The 23,943-nt window shown below is 67.0% G+C and carries 19 protein-coding genes and 1 pseudogene; 15 read left to right on the top strand and 5 right to left on the bottom strand.

The annotated features are described in order from the left end of the window. The 3 genes and pseudogenes from MKK65_RS05690 to MKK65_RS05700 all read left to right on the top strand — a co-directional run. Positions 1 to 282 (top strand): annotated as a pseudogene (locus MKK65_RS05690) (UDP-glucose 4-epimerase GalE); the annotation flags it as partial. 4 nt (positions 283 to 286) lie between these two features. After that, positions 287 to 1,492, top strand: a complete 1,206-nt coding sequence (locus MKK65_RS05695; RefSeq protein WP_243956194.1) for a lytic murein transglycosylase — start codon at positions 287 to 289, stop codon at positions 1,490 to 1,492. A gap of 79 nt (positions 1,493 to 1,571) precedes the next feature. After that, positions 1,572 to 3,011 carry a DUF459 domain-containing protein gene (locus MKK65_RS05700; RefSeq protein ID WP_243956196.1) on the top strand — a complete coding sequence of 480 codons (1,440 nt, stop codon included), beginning with the start codon at positions 1,572 to 1,574 and terminating at the stop codon, positions 3,009 to 3,011. Between the two features lie 51 nt (positions 3,012 to 3,062). Here the strand turns inward: MKK65_RS05700 and MKK65_RS05705 are convergent, their stop codons facing one another. Together MKK65_RS05705 and gltB are read right to left on the bottom strand one after the other, a co-directional pair. Continuing rightward, positions 3,063 to 4,496, bottom strand: a complete 1,434-nt coding sequence (locus MKK65_RS05705) for a glutamate synthase subunit beta (RefSeq protein ID WP_058190133.1) — start codon at positions 4,494 to 4,496, stop codon at positions 3,063 to 3,065. Between the two features lie 101 nt (positions 4,497 to 4,597). Then, positions 4,598 to 9,313: a glutamate synthase large subunit gene (gltB, locus tag MKK65_RS05710; protein ID WP_243956198.1), complete on the bottom strand. Its 4,716-nt coding sequence runs from the start codon at positions 9,311 to 9,313 to the stop codon at positions 4,598 to 4,600. A gap of 544 nt (positions 9,314 to 9,857) precedes the next feature. Here gltB and MKK65_RS05715 point away from each other — a divergent pair. Further along, positions 9,858 to 10,736, top strand: coding sequence for a hypothetical protein (locus tag MKK65_RS05715; RefSeq protein ID WP_243956200.1), 879 nt, complete (start codon positions 9,858 to 9,860; stop codon positions 10,734 to 10,736). 2 nt (positions 10,737 to 10,738) lie between these two features. Here the strand turns inward: MKK65_RS05715 and fdhD are convergent, their stop codons facing one another. After that, the gene (gene fdhD / locus MKK65_RS05720; protein WP_409565367.1) at positions 10,739 to 11,581 is read right to left on the bottom strand and encodes a formate dehydrogenase accessory sulfurtransferase FdhD; all 843 of its coding nucleotides are present in this window, start codon (positions 11,579 to 11,581) and stop codon (positions 10,739 to 10,741) included. A gap of 298 nt (positions 11,582 to 11,879) precedes the next feature. Here fdhD and coxB point away from each other — a divergent pair, with 298 nt between their 5' ends. From coxB to MKK65_RS05770, 10 genes are all read left to right on the top strand, one after another. Beyond that, on the top strand, positions 11,880 to 12,719 hold the full coding sequence (coxB, locus tag MKK65_RS05725; RefSeq protein WP_058190129.1) for a cytochrome c oxidase subunit II: 840 nt from the start codon (positions 11,880 to 11,882) through the stop codon (positions 12,717 to 12,719). Positions 12,720 to 12,771: 52 nt separating this feature from the next. Continuing rightward, positions 12,772 to 14,400, top strand: a complete 1,629-nt coding sequence (gene ctaD, locus MKK65_RS05730; protein ID WP_058190128.1) for a cytochrome c oxidase subunit I — start codon at positions 12,772 to 12,774, stop codon at positions 14,398 to 14,400. Between the two features lie 202 nt (positions 14,401 to 14,602). Beyond that, complete coding sequence (locus tag MKK65_RS05735) at positions 14,603 to 15,550, top strand: heme o synthase (RefSeq protein ID WP_243956202.1); 948 nt, start codon at positions 14,603 to 14,605, stop codon at positions 15,548 to 15,550. A 5-nt stretch (positions 15,551 to 15,555) separates the two neighbouring features. Further along, complete coding sequence (locus tag MKK65_RS05740) at positions 15,556 to 15,720, top strand: hypothetical protein (RefSeq protein WP_058190126.1); 165 nt, start codon at positions 15,556 to 15,558, stop codon at positions 15,718 to 15,720. Between the two features lie 9 nt (positions 15,721 to 15,729). Next, positions 15,730 to 16,341, top strand: coding sequence for a cytochrome c oxidase assembly protein (locus tag MKK65_RS05745; protein WP_243956204.1), 612 nt, complete (start codon positions 15,730 to 15,732; stop codon positions 16,339 to 16,341). A gap of 142 nt (positions 16,342 to 16,483) precedes the next feature. Beyond that, positions 16,484 to 17,344 carry a cytochrome c oxidase subunit 3 gene (locus MKK65_RS05750; protein WP_243956205.1) on the top strand — a complete coding sequence of 287 codons (861 nt, stop codon included), beginning with the start codon at positions 16,484 to 16,486 and terminating at the stop codon, positions 17,342 to 17,344. Between the two features lie 117 nt (positions 17,345 to 17,461). Next, positions 17,462 to 17,869, top strand: coding sequence for a DUF983 domain-containing protein (locus MKK65_RS05755; RefSeq protein WP_279596552.1), 408 nt, complete (start codon positions 17,462 to 17,464; stop codon positions 17,867 to 17,869). Continuing rightward, entirely contained in the window at positions 17,866 to 18,636 is a 771-nt protein-coding gene (locus MKK65_RS05760) for an SURF1 family protein (RefSeq protein ID WP_243956214.1), read from the top strand. Before MKK65_RS05755 ends, MKK65_RS05760 begins: the two co-directional genes overlap by 4 nt. Positions 18,637 to 18,841: 205 nt before the next feature. Further along, positions 18,842 to 19,957 carry a dimethylsulfone monooxygenase SfnG gene (gene sfnG, locus MKK65_RS05765; RefSeq protein WP_243956232.1) on the top strand — a complete coding sequence of 372 codons (1,116 nt, stop codon included), beginning with the start codon at positions 18,842 to 18,844 and terminating at the stop codon, positions 19,955 to 19,957. 47 nt (positions 19,958 to 20,004) lie between these two features. Then, positions 20,005 to 21,261, top strand: a complete 1,257-nt coding sequence (locus tag MKK65_RS05770; protein ID WP_243956237.1) for an SfnB family sulfur acquisition oxidoreductase — start codon at positions 20,005 to 20,007, stop codon at positions 21,259 to 21,261. 60 nt (positions 21,262 to 21,321) lie between these two features. Here MKK65_RS05770 and MKK65_RS05775 read toward each other — a convergent pair whose 3' ends face one another. Together MKK65_RS05775 and MKK65_RS05785 are read right to left on the bottom strand one after the other, a co-directional pair. Continuing rightward, positions 21,322 to 22,209, bottom strand: coding sequence for a cation diffusion facilitator family transporter (locus MKK65_RS05775; RefSeq protein WP_243956239.1), 888 nt, complete (start codon positions 22,207 to 22,209; stop codon positions 21,322 to 21,324). Between the two features lie 323 nt (positions 22,210 to 22,532). Beyond that, a complete protein-coding gene (locus MKK65_RS05785) occupies positions 22,533 to 22,781 on the bottom strand; it encodes a hypothetical protein (RefSeq protein ID WP_243956241.1) in 249 nt (82 codons plus the stop codon). Positions 22,782 to 22,878: 97 nt separating this feature from the next. On the opposite strand from MKK65_RS05785, the gene queA reads away from it, so the two are divergent. Then, on the top strand, positions 22,879 to 23,943 hold the full coding sequence (gene queA, locus MKK65_RS05790; protein ID WP_243956243.1) for a tRNA preQ1(34) S-adenosylmethionine ribosyltransferase-isomerase QueA: 1,065 nt from the start codon (positions 22,879 to 22,881) through the stop codon (positions 23,941 to 23,943).

Consider the following 23,943-nt stretch of genomic DNA (forward strand, 5'->3'; position numbering starts at 1 on the left):
CTCGACCATCTGCGCGGGGGCGGCGCGAGCCTGACGCTGAACTGCGGCTACGGCCGGGGCTACTCGGTGCTGGAGGTGATCGAGGTGGTCAAGCGGATCTCGGGGCGGGACTTCGCGGTCCGGCTGTGCCCGCGCCGGCCGGGGGATCCGGCGCGGATCGTGGCGGAGGCGGGCCGGATCCGGTCGCAGCTGGGCTGGCAGCCCCGCCACGACGATCTCGACGCCATCGTCGCCCAGGCTCTCGCCTGGGAGGACAAACTCAGTATGCGCAACCGGATCTGAGGCGGTGCAGTCCCGCCGCGCCGTCCTCGCAGCCGCCCTGTGCCTCGTCCCGGCCGTGACCAGGGCCGCAAAACCGGGTGCGTCGGACGGCGCGTTCCAGGCATTCATTGCGGCGCTGCGTCCGGACGCCGAGGCCCGCGGGGTGACGCCCGAGACCTTTACGGCGGCTTTCCGCGGCATCTCGGCGCCCGATAGCGCCATCCTGGCTCGGACGAAGCAGCAGGGCGAGTTCGTTCGCCCGGTCTGGGACTATCTGGTGGGTGCCGTATCGACCGGTCGTATAACCCGGGGACGCGCACGGGCGTCGTCCCTCGCTCCCACCCTCAGGGCCATCGAGGCCCGTTATGGGGTTCCGGCCGCCATCGTCCTCGCAATCTGGGGCGTCGAGTCCGATTTCGGTGCGAGCGCCGGCAGCCTCTCGACCATCCGGGCTCTGGCGACCCTGGCGGAAGCCCAGCATCGCGGCACGCTTTTTCGCGACGAGCTGCTCGCTGCCCTCACCATCCTTCAGCGGGGCGACATCACGCCCGAGCGGATGAGTGGAAGCTGGGCCGGTGCCATGGGCCAAGTTCAGTTCCTGCCGTCTACCTACCTCGCACATGCGGTCGATTTCGACGGCGACGGCCGCCGAGATATCTGGTTGAGCGACGCGGATTCGCTCGCCTCCATCGGAGCCTATCTCAAGGATCTCGGTTGGGATCCGTCCCTTGCCTGGGGCTACGAGGTGCATCTGCCCGACGGTTTCGACCTCTCGGATTATTCCGGCGATCTCGGCCGGTTCGCGAGCCGCGGCGTCCGGCGGATGGACGGCAAGCGCCTGCCCGAGCGGGGCAAGGCTAGCTTGATCCTGCCCGGCGGCCTCGGCGCGCCGGCCTTCCTGATCACCGGCAATTTCGAGGTGATCCGCGGCTACAACACCTCGGATTCCTACGCGCTGGCGGTCGGCCACCTCGCCGACCGTCTCGACGGCGGCCCAGCCCTTGCGGCTCCCTGGCCGACCGGCCCGCGCCTCGACGGTACGGGATTGCGCGCACTCCAGAGCGAGCTCGCAATGGCCGGTTTTTACGAGGGCCCCACGGACGGCCGCGCCGGTCCGAAATTACGCGAGGCGGTGCGACGCTACCAGATCGATGCGGGGCTCCAGGCCGACGGCTACGCCACGCCGGCACTTCTCACCCATATCCGGGAGCGGCACGGCCCCAGTCGATAGCGCGCGGTTTAGACGTACGCGCCCGTCTCCCATATACTCTCGGCCAGCGACCGGTACCCGGGCGCCTTGGGAATGCGGGATGCGCATGAGAGTCGCTGTTTGGCGTCGCACGACACGTCCGGCCCTCCTCGGGCTGGCCGTCCTGCTGGGCCAGGCGGCCCTATCCATGATCGGCAATACGCCTGCCCGGGCGCAGTGGGGCGACGGCTATCAGCAACCCGGGAACGGCGCCTATTCCGAAGCGCCGACGCGGCGGCGTGCGCGTGATGCCTATTACCGTGATGACGGAGCTTACGCGCGCCAGCCCCGCTATGCGCCCCCTCAGGAAGCGCCGCGCCAGTTCTACTGGCCGTGGGAGGACCGACCGCAACAGCCGGTCGCCCCCCCACCGGAGCGCACCTACCGGGCGCCCCGTCCGCGCAACAACATTGGAAGCGCCGACGCACAGCGGCCCCCGCCCGCGATCAAGCGACGGGAGCGACCGGCACGGGCACCGATGCCGCCGAAGCCGGCTATCGCCAAGACCGCGCCGAACGTGCAGATCGCGGTGTTCGGCGACTCCTTGGCCGACCACCTCGCCCACGGGCTCGACGACGTCTTCGAGGACAATGCCGACGTTGCGGTCATCGATCGTGCGAAGGGCGATAGCGGGCTCGTGCGCAAGGACGTCGTCGATTGGCCGAAGAGTGCCGAGGACTACCTCCGCACCAATCCGAAGGTGCGCTACGGGCTTGTCATGCTCGGCGCCAATGACCGACAGCCGATCCGCGAAGGCGACGAGACGGCCGATCCCCTCACCGATCGCTGGAAGGCGTTGTACCGTGCGCGGGTCGACGCGTTCGTGAAGGTGTTCACCGATCACAAAGTGCCGCTGGTCTGGGTCGGCCTTCCACCAATGCAGAGCGAGCCGCTGAGCCGGGACCTCGCCGCCATCAATGACATCGTCCGGGACAGCGTCACCAAAGCCGGCGCGACCTATGTCGACATCTGGCCGGGCTTCGTCGACGACCGCGACCGCTACACGGCCTCCGGCCCCGATCCCGAAGGACAGATCGCCAAGCTTCGGACCGCCGACGGCGTTCACTTCACCAAGGCGGGCGATCGCAAGCTGGCACATTTTGCCGATGTCGAACTGAAACGGCTGATGGGCACCGCTACGCCAGCGTTGGCGGACCAGCCGCCGACCGCGACCATCGCACCGGCCGGTACGCCCTCCACATCAGGGCCGAGCCTCGACGGTGCAGGGCAGCCCACGGACACCGCGACGATCGATCGGCAGATCACCGCGATGCTACCGAGCCTGCCGGAACCGCCGGGGGTTCCTGCCCTGCCGGTGAAGCCGGCGGCGGGCCCGGTCGTGCCGCTTGGTCGAACCGAAGTCTCTCCCGGCGGCGCATTGCTGACCGGTCGGCCGCGCGACGGCGACAACCTCGGAACCGTGGAGCGGACGCTCGTACGAGGCGCCGCACCGCTGCCCCAGCCCGGCCGCGCCGACGATTTCCGCTGGCCGCCGGGCTGACGGGACGCGTTCGGCGCGGGTTTCTCAACCCGCGCCGTCGAACCAAGAGAGCTATCGCGGCAGGACGCTCGCGCCCATCAGGGTCTCGTCGATGGCGCGGGCTGCCTGACGCCCCTCGCGGATCGCCCAGACCACCAGGGACTGGCCCCGGCGCATGTCACCGGCGCTCCAGATCTTCTCGTCCGAGGTGCGGTAATCCTCCTCGTTCGCCTCGACGTTGCCGCGCTTGCTGACGCTGATGCCGGATTGCTCGAGGAGGCCCTTCTGAACCGAGCCGGCGAAGCCGATCGCCATGAACACCAGATCGGCCGGCAGGATGAACTCGGTGCCGGGGATCGGCTGACGCTTGGCATCGACCCGGGCGCAGACTACGCCGGTCAGGCGGCCCTTCTTGTTGCCGTCGAGCCGCAGCGTCGCCGCCTGGAATTCGCGCTCGGCGCCCTCGGCCTGGCTGGAGGAGGTGCGCATCTTGGTCGGCCAGTACGGCCACACCGTCAGCTTGTCCTCGCGCTCGGGCGGGCGGGGGCGGATGTCGAGCTGCGTCACAGACAGGGCGCCCTGGCGGAAGGCCGTGCCGACGCAATCCGAGGCGGTATCGCCGCCGCCGATCACCACGACGTTCTTGCCCGAGGCCAGAATCGGCACCTCGCCATTGCCGCGCATCGGCTCGGCTGCGACGCGGCGGTTCGACTGGATCAGGTAGGGCATCGCGTAGTGGACGCCCTCCAGCTCCTGGCCAGGGAGCTGCGGATTCCGCGGATCCTCCGCGCCGCCGCAGAACATCACCGCGTCGAACTCGGCCTTCAGCTCCTCGACCGGCTTCGTCACGCCGATGTTCTGGTTGTAGTGGAAGACGACGCCTTCGGCCTCCATCTGCCGCACCCGGCGATCGATGTGGCGCTTCTCCATCTTGAAGTCGGGGATGCCGTAGCGGAGCAGGCCGCCGGCCTTCGGCTCGCGCTCGAACACGTGCACGTCGTGGCCGACCCGGGCGAGCTGCTGGGCCGCCGCGAGGCCGGCCGGCCCGGAGCCGACGATCGCCACGCGCTTGCCGGTGCGCACGGACGCCGTTTCAGGCTTGATCCACCCCATGTTCCAGGCGCGGTCAGCGATCGCCTGCTCGATTGTCTTGATCGCAACCGGCTGATTCTCGAGGTTGAGTGTGCACGCCTCTTCGCAGGGCGCCGGGCAGACGCGGCCGGTGAACTCCGGAAAGTTGTTAGTCGAGTGGAGGTTGCGCGAGGCTTCCTCCCAGTCCGACTGGAACACCAGATCGTTCCAGTCCGGAATCTGATTGTGGACCGGGCAGCCGGTCGGGCCGTGGCAGAACGGGATGCCGCAATCCATGCAGCGCGCCGCCTGCTTGGTCAGGTCGTGCTCGTCGAGCGGCAGGGTGAACTCGCGGAAGTGCCGCACGCGATCGGCTGCGAGCTGGTACTTCTGCTCCTGCCGGTCGAACTCGAGGAAACCCGTGATCTTGCCCATCGATCAACCCTTGAGGCCCGCAGATCGACCGATGCTGCAGCCTATGAGACCTTCATTCCGCGATCGGCGCCCGTTTCGCTCGGGCGCCGAGACCGATAGCCTTACTCTGCCGCCACCGGCATCCGCGCCATCTCCATTTCGCGCAGCGCCCGGCGGTACTCAACCGGCATCACCTTGACGAACTTGGTGCGGAAGCTCGCCCAGTCGTCGAGGATCTGCTTGGCCCGCGGGCTACCCGTGTACTTGAGATGGTTGGTGATGAGCTGGCTCAGGCGCTCCTCGTCGTGGCCGGACATGTCGGCCAGGATATCGACGCGCCCCTTGGTCTCCAGATCGCCGTCCTGGTGGAAGCGGCGCATCAGGTCGTCCTCCTCCTCGACGGGTTCGAGATCGACCATCGAGAGGTTGCAGCGAGCCGAGAACGAGCCGTCCTCGTCCAGCACATAGGCGATGCCGCCCGACATGCCGGCAGCAAAGTTGCGCCCGGTCTCGCCGATCGACACGACGACGCCGCCGGTCATGTACTCACAGCCATGGTCGCCCATGCCCTCGACCACAGTGATCGCGCCGGAATTGCGCACTGCGAAGCGCTCGCCTGCGGAGCCGCGGATGTAGCACTCGCCGGCGATCGCCCCGTACAGGACGGTGTTGCCGACCATGATGGTCCGGTCAGGCGGCGACCGTAGGGCGTCGCTCGGCCGGATGATCAGCTTCCCGCCCGACAGGCCCTTGCCGACATAGTCGTTGCCGTGGCCGGTGAGCTCGATGGTCACGCCGGCCGCGACCCAGGCACCGAAGCTCTGGCCGGCGGTGCCGGAGAGCTTCACCACGATGGTGTCGTCGGGCAGCCCCTCGTGGCCATGGGCCTTGGCGACCATGCCGGACAGCATCGCACCGGCGGCCCGATCCGAATTGCGGATCGTGTCGGTGACGACCACCGGCTCCCCGGTCTCGATGGCGTGCTTGGCCTGCTCGATCAGACGCCGGTCGAGGACCGTGTCGATCGGATGGTGCTGCTTCTCCACATGCCGGATGGCGATGCCGTCCGCCACCTTCGGGCGGTGGAACAGCTTGGTGAAGTCGAGCCCGCGCGCCTTCCAATGGGCGATGGCCTCGACTTTATCGAGCACGTCGGAGCGGCCGACCGCTTCCTCCAGCTTGGTGAAGCCGAGCGATGCCAGGATCTCGCGTACTTCCTCGGCCACGAAGAAGAAGTAGTTCACCACGTGCTCGGGCGTGCCCTTGAAGCGCTTGCGCAGGACCGGATCCTGCGTGGCGACGCCCACCGGGCAAGTGTTCAGATGGCACTTGCGCATCATGATGCAGCCGGCCGCAATCAACGGTGCGGTCGAGAATCCCATCTGGTCGGCGCCGAGCAGGGCCGCGATGATCACGTCGCGCCCGGTGCGGATACCGCCATCCGCCTGGAGGGCAACGCGCCCGCGCAGGCCGTTGAGCACCAGCGTCTGCTGGGTCTCGGCGAGGCCCGTCTCCCAGGGGCCGCCCGCATGCTTGAGGGAGGTGAGCGGAGCGGCGCCGGTGCCGCCGTCATAGCCCGAGATGGTGATGTGGTCGGCGCGCGCCTTGGCGACGCCGGCCGCCACCGTGCCGACGCCGACCTCGGAGACGAGCTTCACCGACACGTCCGCCGACGGGTTCACGTTCTTCAGGTCGAAGATCAGCTGGGCCAGATCTTCGATCGAGTAGATGTCGTGATGCGGCGGCGGCGAGATCAGGCCGACGCCCGGGGTGGCGTAGCGCACCTTGGCGATCTTGGCGTCGACCTTGTGGCCGGGCAGCTGGCCGCCCTCGCCGGGCTTGGCGCCCTGCGCGACCTTGATCTGCATCATGTCGGAATTGACGAGGTATTCCGTCGTGACGCCGAACCGGCCCGAAGCGACCTGCTTGATCGCGGACCGGCGCGAGCGTCCGTCCGGCAGCGGCTTGAACCGCTCGACCTCTTCGCCGCCTTCGCCGGAATTGGAGCGTCCGCCGAAGGAATTCAGCGCGATCGCCAGCGTCTCGTGCGCTTCCTTCGAAATGGATCCGTACGACATCGCGCCCGTGGCGAAGCGCTTGACGATCTCGGAGGCCGGCTCGACCGCATCCAGCGGCACTGCCTCACGGCCGAGCTCGGCCGCGGACTTCAGACGGAACAGGCCGCGCAGGGTCTTGAGCTGGTTCTCCTGGCGGTTCACCAGGGCCGCATACTCGCGGTAGCGCTCGGGGACGTTGAGGCGCACCGCGTGCTGGAGCGTCGCGATCGTGTCGGGCGTCCAGGTATGGGCTTCGCCGCGCAACCGGTAGGCGTATTCGCCGCCGACATCGAGGGCGTTGCGGTAGATCGGGGCGTCGCCGAAGGCGTCGCGGTGACGGCTGACCGTCTCCTCGGCCACCTCGGCCATGCCGACGCCCTCGATCGTGGTCGCCGTGCCGAAGAAGTCCCGGCCCACGAAGGTCGAGTTCAGGCCAACCGCGTCGAAGATCTGGGCGCCGCAATAGGACTGGTAGGTCGAGATGCCCATCTTCGACATGACCTTGAGCAGGCCCTTATCGATCGCCTTGATGTAGCGGTAGATGATCTCGTCGTCCGTGAGGTCCGGCGGGAACTCGTCCTTCATCGCCAGCAACGTCTCGAAGGCGAGGTATGGGTTCACCGCCTCGGCGCCGTAGCCGGCCAGGCACGCGAAGTGATGCACCTCGCGCGGCTCACCGGATTCGACCACGAGGCCGACCGAGGTGCGAAGACCCTTGCGGATCAGGTAGTTGTGGACGGAGGCGGTCGCCAGCAGCGCCGGGATCGGGATCCGGTCCGGCCCGACCGCGCGGTCGGTCAGCACGATGATGTTGTAGCCGCCGCGCACCGCCGCCTCCGCCCGATCGCACAGGCGATCGAGCGCGCCGTCCATGGCCTGTGCGCCCATTTCGGCGGGGTAGGTCATGTCCAGGGTCTTGGTGTCGAACCGGTCCTCGAAATGGCCGATCGAGCGGATCTTCTCCAGGTCGCCGTTGGTCAGGATCGGCTGGCGGACCTCCAGGCGCTTACGCCGGGACGCGCCCTCCATGTCCAGCAGGTTCGGCCGCGGCCCGATGAACGAGACGAGGCTCATCACCGCCTCTTCCCGGATCGGATCTATCGGCGGATTGGTGACCTGGGCGAAGTTCTGCTTGAAGTAGGTGTAGAGCAGCTTCGACTTCTCGGAGAGCGCCGAGAGCGGCGTATCCGTGCCCATCGAGCCGACTGCCTCCTGGCCGGTCACGGCCATGGGCTGCATCAGCAGCTTCAGGTCTTCCTGCGTGTAGCCGAAGGCCTGCTGGCGATCGAGCAGGCCCACGTCCGAGCGCGTCTCCCGCGCCACGACGGGCTTGAGATCCTCGAGCACGATCTGCGTGTTCTTGACCCAGTCGGCATAGGGGTGCGCGGCGGCGAGTTCGCCCTTGATCTCCTCGTCGGAGACGATCCGGCCCTTCTGCAGATCGATCAGCAGCATCCGGCCCGGCTGCAGGCGCCAGGACTGGACGATCTTCTCATCCGGGATCGGCAGCGTACCCATCTCGGAGGCGAGCACGACGAGCCCGTCATCGGTCACGATGTAGCGGGCCGGGCGCAGTCCGTTGCGATCGAGGGTGGCGCCGATCTGGCGGCCATCCGTGAACGCCACCGCGGCGGGGCCGTCCCACGGCTCCATCAGGGCGGCATGGTACTCGTAGAAGGCGCGCCGCTCCTCGCTCATGAGCGGATTGCCGGCCCAAGCCTCCGGGATCAGCATCATCATCGCATGGGCGAGCGGGTAGCCGCCCTGCACGAGGAATTCGAGGGCGTTGTCGAAGCACGCTGTGTCGGACTGGCCCTCGTAGGAGATCGGCCAGAGCTTCGAGATGTCGTTGCCGAACAGGTCCGAATCGACACTGGCCTGGCGGGCCGCCATCCAGTTGACGTTGCCGCGCAGCGTGTTGATCTCGCCATTATGGGCGACCATCCGGTACGGGTGCGACAGCCGCCAGGTCGGGAACGTGTTGGTGGCGAAGCGCTGGTGGACCAGGGCGATCGCCGAGACGAAGCGCTCGTCCTTCAGATCGAGGAAGTAGTCGCCGATCTGCGTGACCAGGACCATGCCCTTGTAGACGATGGTCCGGGTCGAGACGGAGACCGGGTAGAACTCCTTCACCCGCGGATCGTCGAGGGCGTAGACCTTGTTGGAGATCACCTTGCGGGCGACAAAGACACGCCGCTCGAACACGTCCTGGTCGGAGACCGAGGCCGGGCGACCGATAAACACCTGACGGTGATGCGGCTCGGTGGCCTTCACGGCCACGCCGAGATCCTCCGGGTCCACCGGCACGTCGCGCCAGCCGAGCAGCGGAAGACCCTCGTCGGCCAGGGCCGCTTCGATGATTCCCTGAATGATCGCCCGGGGCTCTTCGGCCTTGGGCATGAAGAACTGACCGATCGCGTATTGGCCGGCCGGCGGCAGCTCGAAACCCAAGCGCGAGCATTCGTCCGCGAAGAAGCCGTGCGGGATCTGGGTGAGGATGCCACAGCCGTCGCCCATCTTCGGATCCGCACCCACCGCGCCGCGGTGGTCGAGATTCTCGAGGATCTTCAGGCCCTGCTGAACGATGGCATGGGTGCGGCGATCATGCATGTCGGCAATGAAGCCGACGCCGCAGGCATCGCGCTCGTTGGCCGGATCGTAGGCGCCCTGGGCTTTGGGCAGAGCAGGATCGCGCACCGTGAGCGGCATCGCGCCGCCGCGCGGGGCGGCAGCCTGGAACTCGGAAGCAGCAAACTCTTCGGCGGGTCCGCGCTGGGCCATGCTTCGTCTCGTCCTTCCCTCGATCCCGTCCGCTGCCGGTCAACCCGCGAGCATGTTTCATGCCCGCGAGCCGTCGCCGCCCGGCGCCCCGACCCGATGCCGCAGGCGATCCGGTCGGTCCCCGGAAGGGCACGTCCGTCGACCTGCGTTCATCGAGAACCCGGACCGCTCCAGGGAGCGGCGCGCTGGCGCGCTCGAAACCGTCTGCCGGATTTCCCGCTTTTGCGCGAGACGGAGACGGTCAGCATGCACGGCCGATGGGACAGTTCTACTGTCCTAAGTCGCGAAATTGGCAGATTGAAACCGTTTCAGCAAGGGAGCGCGCGGAGCCCCGGGCGCGGCATCGGCGACGTGGCTTAAACAGCTGTTCATCAGTCTCTTCCGCAATCTCGCCAGAATCACCCGGTCTACGGGATTCCGCCGAGCACAAGCGGCATGCGGGGCAACGACCTCGCCGGCATGGTCGAGGTCTGGGCAAACCGGCCCGGACCATGCCGGAACCGGATACTCTGCCGGGTCTCCAAGACGGGAACGCACCAGAGTGATGATCGAGAACAGAATGCGCGGCCGCGCGCGACGGGCGGCGGCACGAGCGCTCTTTGCCGTGCTGCTCTCCGGCGGCGCGATGCTGGGTCTCTGCCGCGGCGCCAGCGCGCAATTCGCTTTCGAGGAAGAGATCCTGCCGCCGCGGGTCGTCGCATGGCGTCTGGCCGAACGCGGTTTCAGTGGTTTGGGTCGTCCCCGCTTCGATGGACGTGTTTACGTGGTGGATGCCGTCAGCCCGACCGGCGTGCCAGTCCGGCTGTTCGTCGATCCCGCCGCGGGCGCGATCGTCGGGCGCCAGCGGATCGGTGCCCCCGAGACCTACGCCCGCCTTGAGCGTCCCGGCCCTGGATTCGGCTGGACCGAGGAGGATGCCGCGCCGCGGCGTATCCTGCGGCCGGCGACGCCCGACAGCATACCGGGTCCGGCCCTGCGGCCGCAACGCCGGGTGAGTCCCGAGGCCCTGCGCCCGGATGCCAATCCTGATGGTCTCAATCCCGCCTCCCGTGCCCGGCCCGATGCACCGCGTAAGGTCGCCCGCGCCGCGCAGCCCAGCCGCCAGCCGGAGTTGAAGCCCGCGCTGCGCAACGTCCCGGAAGCGCCTGCCCCGAAGATCGCGCCCGCTGAGGCCGCCACGGCGGATCCTGCTGCCGAGGCCAAGCCGAACACCAAGTCGGCCGCCATCGACAAGGCGCCTACAGCCAATTCCGCGCCTGCCGATTCCCCCCCGGCCAAGCCCGCGGCAGGCGGCATAGCTCATGCGACCAAGCCGCCGGCCGCGGATTGGAAGGATCCGCCACCGGACAGGAAGCCGGTGCGAATCATCGGCGGAGCCACAATCGTCCCCGGCCCCTCCGAGAAGGAGTCGGCAGCGCAGTAGCGCTACCCGCCCGGGATGAGGCGTTCGGAGCCGGTGAAGACGGTCAAGGTATCCGAGCGCGCGATCGCGCAGAGCGTGATCCCGTGCGCCTTGGCTCGTTCCAGCGCCAGGGATGTCGGGGCCGAGATCGCCACGATCACGGCAGCACCCAGCCGTGCGGCCTTCTCCACCATCTCAAACGAGCAACGGCTGGTGATCACCAGGAAACCGGCGGCGGTATCGGTGCCCGTCCGCATCAGCGCCCCGATCAGTTTGTCCAGAGCATTGTGCCGGCCGACATCCTCGCGCACGGCGACCAATGAACCGTCGAGGCGAGCCCAGGCGGCCGCGTGAACGGCACGGGTTTCCGCGCCCAGAACCTGGCCCGCATCGAGCCCCTGCAGCGCCCTGGCGATCGCCGGAAGCGCGACCCGCACGTCTGGAGCATCCCGCATTTCGGCGCGCGGGAGATCGGACAGATCTTCGATGCCGCACACGCCGCAGCCGGTGCGACCGCTGATCGCGCGCTTGCGAGCTAGGTGCTCACGGAGGCGGCCGGGCGCAAGCTCGACATGGAGGCGAAGCCCGTCGGATCCGACTTCGACCCGCGTCGCTCGGATCTCGTCGGCGGATTCGACGATGCCTTCCGTAAGGCTGAAGCCGTAGGCGAAATCGTCGAGATCGGCGGGCGTCGCCATCATGACGGCGTGCGGCACGCTGCCGTAGACGAGATTGACAGCCGCCTCCACGGCCAGCGCTCGAGTGCCCGCCTTCGGCACCGAAGCCGTGTACGCGACCACCTGCATCGGGGCTTGCATCGAGATCGGCGGTGTCCCGGCGGGTCGATCCCCGGTTTTCATCGACATCCGAAGCTCCAAAAGAACTCTGTACCGCTACTGTCGCGCCGAATTGGGAGCGGCATGAACGCTCCACCAGCGGCGAAAGGTCGATGAAAAGCTGTCGCGACGCGACTCGAATCTGCCGGAATCCGCGCGCTGCGACGCTTGTGCGGTTGCACCTCGAACGCCCTTGTGATCTGAAGCCGCGATCGGATACACGCCAGGTAACACAACTGGCGGTCCGTCACGTCGGCACCATCCCGCGCTCAGTCAAGACGGGAAAAGCCGACGGGAAAGCAAATCGCAGGGGAGCAACGAGAGGCAGATGCGGACGGTGCGGACGATCACCCGATCACCCTGGAGCCTCGCCGCCCTTGGCGCTTTGCTCACCTCGACATCCGGTGCGCTCGCGGCCGGCTTTGGACAGCCGGTGCCGTGGGAGATGAGCCGGCAGATCCCGGTCACCGAAAACGCGCGCGATATCCTGAGCTTCGAGATCGGCCTGCATTGGCTCTCGCTGGCGATCTCGGTCTTCGTGCTGGGACTGATCCTCTGGTGCGTCTTCCGTTTCAACGAGAAGACGAATCCCACCCCCTCCCGCACCACGCACAACACCGCGATCGAGATCGCCTGGACCATCGTCCCGGTGCTGATCCTGGTCGCCGTCGCGATCCCGTCCTTCCGCCTGCTGCGCACGCAGCTCGCGGATCCGAAGGCCGACATGATCGTCAAGGTCATCGGCCATGCCTGGTACTGGTCCTACGAGTACCCGCAGACCGAGGCCGGTGGTGGCTTCACCTTCGATGCAAACATCGACGAGGACAAGCAGCCCCGCCTGCTGCAGACCGACAACGAAATGGTCGTGCCGCTGGGCAAGATCGTGAAGATCCAGGTCACGGCAGCGGACGTGCTGCATTCCTGGGCGATGCCGGCCTTCGGCTTCAAGATCGACGCCGTCCCGGGCCGCCTGAACCAGATGTGGTTCCGGGCCGACAAGGAAGGCACGTTCCACGGCCAGTGCTCGGAGCTCTGCGGGCAGCGTCACGCCTACATGCCGATCGTCGTCCGCGTCGTCAGCGAGCAGGCCTATGCCGACTGGCTGAAGGAAGCGAAGACCAAGTACGCCCGCATCGACAACGGCACGAGCTTCGCCGAGGCGCGCTGAGCCCCGGCCGACCGATCAGAACCCGTCAGAGATCCACAAGGCACCCGAATCCATGGCTACAGCCGCAGCCCATGCCGAGGCCCACGAGGTCCACGACCATAAGCCGTCGTTCTTCGCCCGGTGGTTCCTGTCGACGAACCACAAGGACATCGGCACGCTCTACCTGCTCTTCGCCTTCTGCGCCGGCATGATCGGCGCGTTCCTCTCCTTCGGCATCCGAATGGAGATGGAACAGCCGGGGCTGCAGTTCTTCTCGAGCCCGGCGACGTACAACGTGTTCGTCACCGGCCACGGCCTCATCATGGTGTTCTTCATGGTGATGCCGGCACTGATCGGAGGCTTCGGCAACTGGTTCGTGCCGCTCATGATCGGCGCGCCCGACATGGCGTTCCCACGCATGAACAACATCTCGTTCTGGCTCACGGTGGCGGGCTTCTGCTCGCTGCTGTGCTCGCTGTTCGTCGAAGGCGCGCCCGGCGCGTCCGGCGCCGGTACCGGCTGGACCGTGTACCCGCCCCTCTCGACCGCCGGCCATCCCGGTCCGGCCGTCGACTTCGCGATCTTCGCCCTGCACCTCTCGGGTGCAGGCTCGATCCTCGGGGCGATCAACTTCATCACCACGATCCTGAACATGCGCGCCCCGGGCATGACGCTGCACAAGATGCCGCTCTTCGCCTGGGCCGAACTGGTGACTGCCTTCCTGCTGCTGCTGTCGCTGCCGGTTCTGGCGGGCGCCATCACGATGCTGCTCACCGACCGCAACTTCGGCACGACCTTCTTCGACCCGGCCGGCGGCGGTGACCCGATCCTGTACCAGCACCTGTTCTGGTTCTTCGGTCACCCCGAAGTGTACATCATGATCCTGCCGGCCTTCGGCATCGTCTCGCACATCATTTCGACCTTCTCGCGCAAGCCGGTCTTCGGCTACCTCGCGATGGCCTACGCGATGGTGGCGATCGGCGTCGTCGGCTTCGTGGTCTGGGCCCACCACATGTACACGGTAGGCCTGTCGCTGCAGACGCAGTCCTACTTCGTGTTCGCCACCATGGTGATCGCGGTCCCGACGGGCGTGAAGATCTTCTCCTGGATCGCCACGATGTGGGGCGGCTCCATCCGCTTCACTGCGGCCATGCACTGGGCCGTCGGCTTCATCTTCCTCTTCACCGTCGGCGGCGTGACCGGCGTCGTGCTGGCCAACTCGGCGGTCGATAAGTACCTGCACGACACCTACTACGTCGTGGCGCACTTCCACTACGTGCTCTCGCTGGGCGCAGTGTTCATCATCTTCGCCGGTATCTACTACTGGTTCCCCAAGATGACGGGTCACATCATCCCGGAATGGGCCGGCAAGCTGCACTTCTGGCTGGCCTTCATCGGTGCGAACGTCCTGTTCTTCCCGATGCACTTCCTCGGCCTGGCCGGAATGCCGCGTCGTTACGCCGACTACCCGGATGCCTTCGCGGCCTGGCACAAGGTCTCGACCTACGGCGGCCACATCTTCGGCCTCAGCATGTTCGTCTTCGTGATCGGCGTCGTGCTGGCCTTCCGCTCCAAGGAGCGAGCTGCCGACAATCCGTGGGGTGAAGGCGCAACCACCCTCGAGTGGACGCTCCCCTCCCCGCCGCCCTTCCACCAGTTCGAGACGCTGCCCCGCATCGTCGACGAGCCGGGCGCGCACTGATCCGCATCTGCGAGGGCCGTATGCGCGGCCCTCGCCCTTCCCCGGAAGCCGTGACGGCGACTTCCGGGCAAGGGCGATCCAGACGGGTGATCCGCACACGGCGCGTGAATCACTCGCGCTCGTTCTTGGAACTAAACGTTTTCAAGATTTGACTCGGCCGTGACACGCGTGGCCGGGCGCCGACACAACAGCGGCAGACGCGATGACGAGCCTGACGAATACGATCGGACCGGACACCCCGGCCCCGGCCTTCACGGCCGTTGGCGGCGACGTGCCGGACTATTTCGCCCTGCTCAAGCCGCGGGTGATGGTCCTCGTGATCTTCACCGCCCTCGTCGGCATGGTGGTGTCCCAGGGCCATGTTCAGCCTGCGATCGGCGTGATCTCGCTTCTGGCCATTGCGGTTGGAGCCGGGGCGTCGGGCTGCCTCAATATGTGGTGGGACGCGGACATCGATGCCGTCATGACCCGGACGGCGCAGCGCCCGATCCCGGCCGGTCGGATTTCGTCCGAGGAAGCGCTCGGCTTCGGCCTGTTCCTGTCGGTGGCGTCGGTCCTGGTGCTGGGCCTGGCCGCGAACTGGCTGGCCGCCGGATTGCTGGCCTTCACCATCGTGTTCTACGCGGTGATCTACTCGATGTGGCTGAAGCGGGCGACCGCGCAGAACATCGTGATCGGTGGGGCCGCCGGCGCCCTTCCGCCGGTGATCGGCCAGGCGGTTGTGTCGGGCTCGGTCGGGATCGAGTCGCTCGTTCTGTTCGCCATCATCTTCATCTGGACGCCGCCGCATTTCTGGGCACTGGCCCTGATCAAGGCCGAGGAATATGCCCGCGCCGGCATCCCGATGATGCCGAACGTCGCGGGTCCGGCCTCCACCCGCCGCCAGATCGTCTGGTACACCGTGCTCCTCGCCCCGCTCGGTCTCGTACCCGTGGCCCTGGGCTTCGGTGGTTTGCTCTATGCGGTGATCGGCGTGGTCGGCGGCGTCGGGATGCTGGCCTTCAGCGTCCGCGTCCTGAAGAACCGCGAAGGTGAGGCCGAGAAGAAGGCCGCCATGGGCATGTTCGGCTTCTCGATCCTCTACCTCTTCGCGCTGTTTTCGGCGCTGCTCGCCGAGCAGAGCTTCGGCTTGTTCCGGCCCCTGGTCTGAGCGCCATGGCGGATCCCGAGGTCCCGTACCGCCAGCTTACACCCCAGGAAGAAGCGCGCCGCCGGAAGCGATCGATTGCGATCGCCCTGGCGCTGGGTGCCTGGGTGCTGCTGTTCTTCGTGCTGACGATCGTAAAGCTCGGCCCGCAGATCCTCAGCCGTCCGCTCTGAGGGATCCCTATGACCCCATCCCGCCCCGATCCCAACCGCGGTGCCACACGGACAGCGATTGCCTGCGCCGGCCTCGCCGTCGGCATGGTCGGTCTCGCCTTCGCATCCGTGCCGCTCTACGACGCCTTCTGCAAGGCGACCGGATACGACGGCACGCCGCGTCAGGGGCCGGCTTTGTCCTCGTCGGCGGCGCGCACCGATGATAGCATGGTGGTGCATTTCGACACCAACGTCGCTCCCGGCCTGCCCTGGAAGTTCTCCCCCGAGACGAACAGCGTCGAGGCGAAACTCGGGGAGACCAAGACGGTCTTCTTTCGGGTCCAGAATACGAGCAGCAAGCCGTCGACGGGCGTGGCGACCTTCAACGTCCAACCTGGCCTGATGGGCAGCTATTTCGTCAAGATCGCCTGCTTCTGCTTCAACGAGCAGACGCTGCAGCCGGGCGAAACATTGGATGTCCCGGTCGTGTTCTATGTCGACCCGGCCGTCCGGGATGATTCGAACACCGCGCATCTTTCCGAGATGACGTTGTCCTACACGTATTTCGCGTCGAAGAACGGCCAGCCGGTGAGTGCGGCGGTCGCGACCACAGGGGCTTCGGGCACGAAGCGCGATTTCTGATCGCGAACGCGTGACAACAGAGGTCGGCACCGACTAAGTGTGCGGACAAGCTTGGGTGCCCTGTCTGTGGCGCCCGGCCAAAAGAGCGATAGGCCGGATGCCGGGAACGGCGCGGGGCGTCAGGGTGAGGAGCGACGGGACGATGGCCGAGGCGCACGCCAAGAATCACGACTTCCATATTTTGAGCCCGAGTCCGTGGCCGTTGATGGGTGCCTTCTCGGGCTTCCTCATGGCGTTCGGCGCCGTGTTCTGGATGAAGAGCCTCCAGATCGGCACGCTAACCCCGGGCCCCTACATCTTCGGCGTCGGCTCGATCGGCGTGCTCTACACCATGTTCGCATGGTGGAAGGATGTGGCCCACGAGGCCAATTCCGGCGATCACACCCGCGTCGTCCAGCTGCATCATCGTTATGGAATGATGATGTTCATCGCCTCCGAGGTGATGTTCTTCGTCGCGTGGTTCTGGGCCTATTTCGAGGCGGCGCTTTACACCGCCGATCCGATCCAGGCGTCCCGCGTCGAATTCACCGGCGGTGTCTGGCCGCCCAAGGGCATCGAGGCGTTCGACCCCTGGCACTTGCCGCTGCTCAACACGCTGATCTTGCTGACCTCCGGCACGACCGTGACCTGGGCGCATCATGCGTTGCTGCATAATGACCGGAAGGGCCTGAAATACGGCCTGTGGCTGACGATCATCCTGGGCGTGCTGTTCACGGCCTGCCAGGCCTACGAGTACAGCCACGCCGAGTTCGGTTTCTCGGGCAGCATCTACTCGTCGACCTTCTACATGGCGACGGGCTTCCACGGCGCCCACGTCATCATCGGCACCATCTTCCTGGCAGTGTGCCTGTTCCGCGCCTATGCGGGCCAGTTCACGTCGCGCCAGCATCTCGGCTTCGAGTTCGCCGCCTGGTACTGGCACTTCGTGGATGTGGTCTGGCTGTTCCTGTTCGCCGCGATCTACGTCTGGGGTTCGGGGGTCTTCCACGGCGCCGCTCACTGAGCATCGCCATCCCGTCACCGCATGGCGGGTCTGTGAAAGGGCGGCTTAGGCCGCCCTTTTTCGTGTCCGACTCAGCAGGATCCCCATATCGAGGACGGTGGCCGGGTGACGGCGCGCATGCGGTCTTCCGGACCGGTCTGGAGTGTTCACGTGGACCAACGAACCTATCCGCAGCCGCCGCCCGTCCCGACGGGCCTGCGCGGCCGCTGTCCGCGCTGCGGCGAGGGACATCTCTTCAAGGGCTACCTGACCCTTCGCCCCTCCTGCGAAGCGTGCGGCCTGGACTATGAGGCCTTCGATTCCGCGGACGGACCGGCCTTCTTCGTTATGTCCATCGTGGGCCTGCTGGTGGTTGGCTTGGCCCTGTGGTTGGAGATCACCTACGAGCCGCCGATCTGGGTCCATGCGCTGGTGGCCGGGACCCTGTCGATCGGCTTGAGCCTGATTTTGGTTCGACCGCTCAAGGGTATGCTGATTGCCCTCCAGTACAGCAACAAGGCTGAGCAGGGACGCTTCGAACAGTGAACCGATCCACGCCGCGTGCGGCCGCGTGGCGCGACTTGATCGCGCCAGGTCTCGCTTCCCTGATCGCCCTGGCGATTCTTCTGGCCCTCGGGATCTGGCAGATCGAGCGCAAAAGCTGGAAGGAAGAGCTGATTGCCCGGATCGTTCGGCAGACCCAGGCTGAGCCGGTGGCGCCACCCGCGGCGGACGCCTGGGATCCCGCACGGGACGAGTTCCGCCACGTCCGCGTATCAGGCCGTTTTGCCAACGATCGCGAAACCCTGGTCCACGGTCTGGCGGCCGGCGAGACGCCCGGCCGAGCGCTGCAGGGTTACTACGTCATCACGCCATTGGAGCTGACGGATGGCGGCACCGTCCTGATCAACCGCGGCTTCGTACCGACTGAGTTGAAGGCGCAGGCCGATCGCCGGGACGGGCTGATCGAAGATCCGACGACGGTCACCGGGATCCTGCGCGCCAGCGAGGCGCGTGGAATGTTCGTGCCGGAGGCAGATCCGACGCGCGGGGAGTGGTTCAACCGCGATGTCGGCGGCATCGCCGCAGCGCGCGGGATCGCCCAAGCGGCGCCCTACCTGATCGAGGCGGATGCGGTACCGGGCCAGACCACGTGGCCGCGAGGCGGCCAATTGAAGGTCGATATCCCGAACAATCACCTGCAATACGCCTTCACGTGGTTCGCTCTCGCGGCGTGCCTGATTGGCGTCTTCAGTGTGTTCGCCTATCGCCGTCTGTACGATTCGGACGCCATTGGTATGGCAAAAGAATAAAACCGCATTCAACGCCGGCTTACGCAGAAGAATGCCGCCGGTGAGGCCTGCAAAACGGCATCGCGTTCCTTTGACCGATCGCACCTGAGCCAGAATACTTTGCGTGTTCCTGAGCGATCGCGTAAGTCTGGATTTTGTATTCAGTTTGCTGCGATCCTTCGAAGACGCCGCGGAGCAACGACTCCGCGCGAACGAGGTGCGCGCCATGACCGTCCGTTTTGTTGAACAGCCGTCGCCTGATCCGATCCGCTTCGCCTATTGGGTGCCCAACGTCTCCGGCGGCCTGGTGATCAGCAAGATACCGCAGCGCACGAGCTGGGATGCCGATTACAACCGCCGCCTCGCGCAGATCGCCGAGGAATCCGGTTTCGACTACGCCCTGACCCAGATCCGATTCACCGCCGGCTACGGCGCTGAGTACCAACACGAATCGGTGGCGTTCAGCCATGCGCTGCTGGCCGCGACCTCCCGGCTGAAGGTCATCGCCGCGCTGTTGCCAGGTCCCTGGCATCCCACGCTCGCGGCCAAGCAGATCGCGACCATCTCCCAGCTCACTGGCGGCCGAATCGCCGTGAATATCGTCTCCGGCTGGTTCTCGGGCGAATTTCGGGCGATCGGCGAGCCTTGGCTCGATCACGATGAGCGCTATCGCCGCTCGGAAGAGTTCATCCGTAGCCTCCGGGGGATCTGGACACAGGACAACTTCACCTTCCGGGGCGATTTCTACCGCTACACGGATTACACGCTCAAGCCGAAGCCTGCCGATCCGTTGCCGGAGATCTTCCAGGGCGGTTCGTCCCGGGCGGCGCGCGACATGGCGGCCCGCGTCTCCGATTGGTACTTCACCAACGGCAACACACCGGAGAACATCCGCGCCCAGGTCGACGACATCCGGTCGAAGGCCGCCGAGAGCGGCAACCGCCCACGCATCGGCGTCAACGCCTTCGTGATCGCCCGCGACACAGAGGAAGAGGCCCGTGCCGTCCTCCAGGAAATCATCGAGCATGCCGACCCCGATGCCGTGAAGGCGTTCGGCCACGAGGCGAAGAATGCCGGCAAGGCGTCGCCCGAGGGTGAAGGCAACTGGGCGAAATCGACCTTCAACGACCTCGTCCAGTACAATGACGGCTTCAAGACCAACCTGATCGGTACGCCGGACCAGATCGCTGAACGGATCCTTGCCCTCAAGGATGCGGGCGCCGATCTCGCTCTGCTGGCCTTCCTGCATTTCCAGGAAGAGGTCGCGTATTTCGGTACCCATGTGATCCCGCGGGTCCGGGCGCTCGAAGCCGCGCGCGAGAAGCGCGCCGAGGCGGCCTGACCGCTGCGCCCGAACCTCAGACAAACCCAGCCCTATCGGAGTGAGCCATGAACATCGCCGTCGATGCGCGCACGCTCGACATCCAGCCGCGCCAAGGTGTTCCAGGCCCGGCGCGGCAGCCCTCCCCCGCCCATGTGATCCGTGACGACGCAGAGGCGCTGGCAGTCGCCCATCGTCTCGCCGTGGAGTTCCGGCGGGACGCCTCGGAGCGCGACCGGAACCATACCCGGCCCCTGGCCGAACTCGACGCCTTCTCCCAGAGCGGCCTGTGGTCGATCAACGTGCCCAAGGCCTATGGCGGCCCGGAGGTCTCCTACAAGACTCTGGCGCAGGTCATCGCGCTGATCTCGGCGGCCGATCCGGCGATCGGGCAGATCTCGCAGAATCACCTGGGGATCGTGGCGGCGATCCGTACGGTCGCGGACGAGCCACAGAAGCAGCTGCTGTTCGGGGAAGTCCTGCGTGGCACCCGGTTCGGCAATGCGTTTTCCGAGCGGGGGACCAAGCGGGCGGCCGATTTCGAAACGCGGTTTACCGATCACGGCGACCACGTGATCGTGCGCGGCCAGAAATTCTATGCGACCGGAGCGCTGCTGGCGCATCTCGTACCGATCGTCGCCCTCGATGCCGAGGGGCGAGCCTGGTACGCGATCGCCGAGCGGAATGCGCCGGGGCTCACGGTGATCGATGACTGGTCGAGTTTCGGCCAGCGCGGGACGGCGAGCGGCACGGTGCTGATCGAGGATGTCCGGGTGGAGAAGACTCACCTGGTTCCGGCCTGGCGGGGCTACGAGGCGCCGAGTGCCGACGGGGCAATCTTCCAGATCATCCAGGCGGCGGTGGATTCCGGCATCGGCCGCGAGGCCCTCACCGATACGATCCGCTTCGTGCGCGAGAAGGCGCGACCCTGGATCGATAGCGGGCAGGAGCGCGCCTCCGACGACCCCTACACGATCCAGGCGGTCGGCGATCTCACCATCCGCCAGCATGCGGCCGAAGCGTTGCTCGACAAGGCCGGGCTTGCCCTCGATGCCGCGGTGGCCCGGCCGGACGCAGAGAGCGTCGCCGCCGCGCAGCTCGCCGTCGCCGAAGCGAAGGTGCTGACCACCGACGTCGCTCTGGCCGCCTCCAACAAATTGTTCGAGCTGTCCGGCACCCGCTCGACGCTCGCCACTGAAAACCTCGACCGGCACTGGCGCAACGCCCGGACCCACACCCTGCACGATCCAGTCCGCTGGAAGGTCGCGATCATCGGCAACCACGCGCTGAACGGCATCGTCCCACCGTTCCACGCCTGGAGCTGACAAACCATCCCGAAGAGGCGTCGCCGGCGCTCCGGACATTCCCCCGAAAGCGCCGAGCGTTCAGAGAATCGGCAAGCCGCGCGCCTTCGCTTCCTCGCCCGGCTCGACATGAATGGTGACGACAGCCCCCGGTATCGTGGTTTCCAGGGCACTCTCCAGGCGGTCGCAGATGGCATGGGACGCCTCGACGGTCATGCTGCCCGGGACCACGAGGTGGAAATCGATGAACGTCGCCTGCCCGGCAGAGCGTGTCCGGACGTCATGAGCCTCCAGCGCGCCCTCGCCGTGACGCGAGATCAGCGCGCGGATCTCGCAGACCATGTCGGGTGAGGCTGCCCGGTCCATCAGGCCGTCAACCGATTCGCGCACCATGCGGAAGCCGGACCAGAGAATGTTGAGCGCCACGAGCCCGGCCACCGCCGGGTCGAGAACCGGATAGCCGGTCAGCCAGACGGCGACGACGCCCACGAGCACCCCGCACGACGTCACCACGTCGGCGAAGACATGCCGAGCATCCGCGACCAGGGCCGGTGAGCGCCAGGCGCGCCCCCAGCGCATCAATGCCCAGGCCCAAACGGCGTTGATGGCCCCAGCCCCGAGATTGATCGCCACGCCCAGAGCCGGCGCGTCGAGATGTTTTGGGGCGAGCAGGCCGAAATAGGCCTCCCGCAGGATCAAGACCGCCGCGACGACGATGAGCGCGCCCTCGATCACGGCGGAGAAGAACTCCGCTTTGTGGTGCCCGTAGGGATGCTCCGCGTCGGCCGGACGCGCGGCCACGCGCAGCGCCACGAACGCGCCGACGGCAGCGACCACGTTGATGATGCTCTCGAGCGCATCCGAGTAGAGCGCCAGGCTGCCGGTCAGCCACGCGGCATAAAATTTTAGCGCGGTGACCACGAGGCCGATGCCGGCGCTGAGGAGGGCTGCTTTCTGGGTCCGGTCCATGAGTACGCCGATTACGAGTCGACGTGCCCATACGGGATGCAGCTTGCCTCAGGCCACGGCAAAGCTTCGACGCTGGCGAATAAATTTTAGCTTCGGCTATGCCTCTGCCGGTGGCATGGCCTGGCCGCGATCCGCCTCGCGCTGCCGGCTTCGATCGGCCTTCGCCTGTGCCTCGGCGGCCTTCCGAGACAAACGTCGTTTCTGCCACGCGAAACGCGATGCGGCTGCCATCGTTGCAAGACGCGCCGCCTCCCTGTCCCAGTACCCTACGAGTTGGCCGTCGAGGGTGATGCGCCGGGTACGGCTGGTCCTGACCATGCTGCTCAGTCCCGCGGTGACGCCGGCTCGCCGGTCTCGGTCACGATCAGCCCGTCCGCATCGCCGCGGAAGCTGCCGGTCCCGGTATTGGGTACGGGCACAGCCGGGCTCCCGAACGGCTCGCTCGGATAGGCCTCCTCGAACTTCGCCCGGGCGCCTGCCGGATCGTCGGCCTTCAGCACGATCTCCTCGGTCCCGGGCAGCGGCCAGCGCGGGTCGGCAGCATCGCGGGGTCGCACGGCGTACCAGGGCATGTTCAAGCGTCTCCCGCTGCGGTGAGGCGAGAACCGGCAGGGCCGCGAACCGGTTCCGAGGTTGAAACCGTGTGCCGTTCGGTGCAGGCAGCCGGCGATGCGCGTGGACCTGTTCGATTTCGAATTGCCCGAGAGCTGTATCGCCCTGCGTCCGGCCGAGCCGCGCGATGCCGGGCGGCTTCTCGTCGTGTGCCCGGGCGAGGCGCTCACGGACCGCAGCGTGCGGGATCTGCCCGGCGCGCTCCGGGCCGGCGATGCCCTGGTGTTCAACGACACGCGGGTGATCCCGGCGCGGCTCAACGGCGTGCGCACCCGCCCTGGCGCTCCGGGCCAGCGCACCGAGGTGATGCTGCATCTGCGCGAGGCACCGGCGCGCTGGCGGGCTTTCGCACGGCCGGCCAAGCGGCTGACCGTGGGCGATGCGCTTCAGTTCGGCGACCTTCGGGCCACCGTGTTCGCGAAGGGCGAGGCCGGTGAGATCACCCTGGATTTCGACCGGGCCGGTCCCGAACTCGACGCCCAGATCGCCCTCGAAGGCGCCCTGCCCCTGCCGCCCTACATCGCCGGCAAGCGCGCCACCGACGCGCGCGACGTCACCGATTATCAGACCGTCTATGCCCGCCATCCCGGCGCCGTGGCGGCGCCCACGGCGGGCCTGCATTTCTCGGATGAACTGCTGGCCGCCCTCGACGCCGCTGGCCTGCAGCGCCACCACGTCACCCTGCATGTCGGGGCCGGGACGTTCCTGCCGGTCAAGGCGGACGATACCGACGGCCATCGGATGCACGCCGAGATCGGCATCCTCGACGCCGAGACCGCCAACGCTCTCAACGCCGTCCGGGCCGCCGGCGGCCGGATCGTCGCGGTCGGCACCACGGCGCTGCGCCTGCTGGAGAGCGCCGCGAGCCCCGACGGCACGCTCTCGGCCTTCTCGGGGCCGACCGACATCTTCATCACGCCCGGCTACCGGTTCCGCGCGATCGACGCGCTGGTGACGAACTTTCACCTGCCGCGCTCGACCCTGTTCATGCTGGTCTCGGCTTTTTCGGGCCTCGACACGATGCGGGCGGCCTACGCGCACGCGATCCGAAGCGGCTACCGCTTCTACTCCTACGGCGACGCCAGCCTGCTGTTTCCGGGCCCGCGCGCGGACATCTCATGA

This window comes from Methylobacterium sp. J-001, from assembly GCF_022829565.1.
GTDB lineage: Bacteria > Pseudomonadota > Alphaproteobacteria > Rhizobiales > Beijerinckiaceae > Methylobacterium.